At 41.1% G+C, this 2,576-nt stretch carries 3 protein-coding genes and 1 pseudogene; all 4 read left to right on the top strand.

The genetic code is table 11. The features are described from left to right. On the top strand, nucleotides 1–1,017 hold a 1,017-nt coding region (locus tag JCM14108_RS14630), incomplete at its 5' end, for an ABC transporter permease (protein WP_051996238.1). Beyond that, nucleotides 962–1,588 (top strand): ABC transporter permease, encoded by a 627-nt coding sequence (locus JCM14108_RS13675; RefSeq protein ID WP_152536963.1) that lies wholly within the window; start codon nucleotides 962–964, stop codon nucleotides 1,586–1,588. The genes JCM14108_RS14630 and JCM14108_RS13675, both read left to right, overlap by 56 nt. A 76-nt stretch (nucleotides 1,589–1,664) precedes the next feature. Beyond that, complete coding sequence (locus tag JCM14108_RS13670) at nucleotides 1,665–2,156, top strand: hypothetical protein (RefSeq protein ID WP_035181507.1); 492 nt, start codon at nucleotides 1,665–1,667, stop codon at nucleotides 2,154–2,156. A gap of 80 nt (nucleotides 2,157–2,236) precedes the next feature. Then, nucleotides 2,237–2,576, top strand: a pseudogene (locus JCM14108_RS13665) (hypothetical protein); the annotation flags it as partial.

The raw sequence follows: 2,576 nt of genomic DNA, 5'->3' as shown, positions 1-2,576 counted from the left end.
AAAGCCCCTCAACCTGAAAATACCGACTATATTACCGCAACTGATTATCAAACATTAAAGCGCAATGCTTTAAGCGAGTTAAAAGACGAACATCAAGCCAACACTTATGCGACGTACCCGCTTGGTTTTGAAAAACAGGTAACCTTATCAGTTCACAAGCAAGAAAGAGTCAGCTACTACTTGAAGCAGGCTAAAGCATCGGAAACCAAAGCCACCCTCACTCAAAACTTGAATTCAGTCAATAAGTTGCTTGGTGGGGCTTCAAATTACAGTCAGCAGAATCTGCAGGGGTTGGCTTCCCGTCCCATGACAATGGCTGAGGCCAACCATGATCACCACCTCATTTTGACTAAAGATCGGATTTCCGGTTCCTTTGCCAGACTATTCGGCGACATCGCCGGCATTATTATGGGGATTCTACCGACCATTCTAATTATTGCTTATTGTTACACTGATCGAAAAAGTAAGGCCTTACCGGTTATTCAGGTCAAACGGACAAGCACTGCCAAGTGGGTATCTATCAGATATTTAGCTTCCCTTACCGCACTGCTTTTACCGGTTTTATTAACAGCTGTCCTCTTCACTGTTCGAATAGCAATTTTGTATCACCACTTCCAAATTAACAACTTTGCTTTTTTACAGACAATTCTTTTTTGGATATTACCAACGGTAATGGTCAGCAGTTCAGTCGGTTTCCTCAGTTACGCACTTCTTGGCAACTTTTCAGGTTTTATTATTCAGATCGGCTGGTGGATCAGTACCATGATAATTGGCGCCCGTCAGGTGACGGGAAACTATGGCTGGCTGTTTATTCCCCGGCACAATTCCCTTCATAACGTCGCCTATTTCTATGATCATCTTTCACAGCTGATAATCAATCGAATCAGTTACGCGTTGCTCGCAATCTTTTTACTGGGCATCACAATCTGGCTTCTTAATCTACAGCGAGGAGGGAAATACCATGCTCCTAAATTGGCCAAAATTATTCACTTTGGATTTTCGCACCAACATTCTTAAAACTAATGTGCTTATTCTCACACTATGTCTGCTAATCCCGATCCTTTTTTCAACCACACCAACGACAACCGTTCAGGCTGCCATCCCTGGAGAATTATTCATGCCGTTAATTAGCATCTTTGCCTTTGGCAATATTTTCCTGCCTGAACAAACTGCTGATATGACGGCCGTAATAAACAGTAAACCAATTCAATTAAAAACAATCTACGCACTGCGCTTCGGTTGGTCCCTGCTTTTCTTATCGATCATCAACAGCCTTCTTATATTGATTTACTTGCTTTCAACTGCCAATTTAAACCTGGGATTGCTTTGGGCTGATTTCTTGGTAAAGCCTTTATTCATCGGTAGTTTAGCTGCATTAAGCTATCGGCTGTGTCATTTTCCGGCGCTTGCCTATCTGATACCAACCGCTTTTCTGGCACTATGTATCGGTTACCCGCACTTGGGCGTATTTAATTTATTAACCATTATGAATCACCAAGGTTGGCTTGGTATCATCAGTCAGCTTATCGCAGGAATTCTCTTTTTAATCATCAGCTTTACAAAATTCAAAAAGCAGCCGTTTGCTTAAAACCCAAACCAAATTAAAGCCGGCTTTCCAATAAATGTTATACTTGATGAAGTAATAAACATTAGAGGGGATTTTTATGCAGGATCAAACACCGTCGCGCATGCAGCGCAATCGGAACACGCAAAAAGCTGCTAAAAATAAGCATACAAAGCTAATTGTCTTTTTAATAATTCTGTTTGTTATTTTGGGTGGGATTGCCTACATCGGCCAACAAATTCACGAGCTGGGGGATGCTCAGCGACAAACCAATACCATTCTGGACAAGCCGATTAAAAATACCGTTGTCAAAATTGTCGAGCCAAAATTACCAAAGGAAGTCAGGCCGCAGGTTGTGCAGCTCATTCAACAAGAACCACTTTATCGGCTTCAGCAGGCTGCCAATAATCCGACTACTTTCAGGGAAATTGCAACCAAGTACCAAGTTCCGGAAAAATACGTTTATCCGGCTGAGCAATATTGGTTCAGCCAACAAAATCAAACCTTACGAGATGATATTTATCACGCTCAGCTACTGCAACTTCTTTCAGAGTTAAGGCAACTGAGCAATTCAACAGGCTCAAACCCTTAATAAATTTAAAGGAGTACGAAAATGAAAAAATATGCTATTCCTTCATTAATGATTGGCATGATGCTTGCTGGTGTGATTTCTTGGCAGTTGCATCCCAAGTGCAAGCCAAATCAAATTATCAAATCGTTAAGCGTCTCTATGTAGCCAATACTGCTTACCATGCTAAAAAATCTGGAAAGAATGGCTATATTTGGCAAACAATTAACCATTCACGTGTCGTTCATAACATTAAAAACTATCCTAACACAACTTGGCAAGTTTCCCGCCAATACGTGGTTCAACATAATGGGAAAAATGCGGTTTACTATCGGATTCAAGGAATTTCACCTAAAAACAACATTGTCAAGGGTGGCTACATCTGGCGCGGCTATTTAAAAAAGGGATATAACCCCAACTACACTAAGATTAACGATGTAAATG

The organism is Lentilactobacillus farraginis DSM 18382 = JCM 14108 (genome assembly GCF_000583655.1).
Classification (GTDB): domain Bacteria; phylum Bacillota; class Bacilli; order Lactobacillales; family Lactobacillaceae; genus Lentilactobacillus; species Lentilactobacillus farraginis.
The sequence above is the reverse complement of the archived record's forward strand: the minus strand, read 5'-3'. Positions and strand labels throughout refer to the sequence as shown.

Excerpts from the sequence above, each read along its gene's own strand:
- JCM14108_RS13670 (WP_035181507.1), top strand. The coding sequence starts at position 1,665 with ATGCAGGATCAAACACCGTCGCGCATGCAGCGCAATCGGAACACGCAA.
- JCM14108_RS13675 (WP_152536963.1), top strand. The coding sequence starts at position 962 with ATGCTCCTAAATTGGCCAAAATTATTCACTTTGGATTTTCGCACCAAC.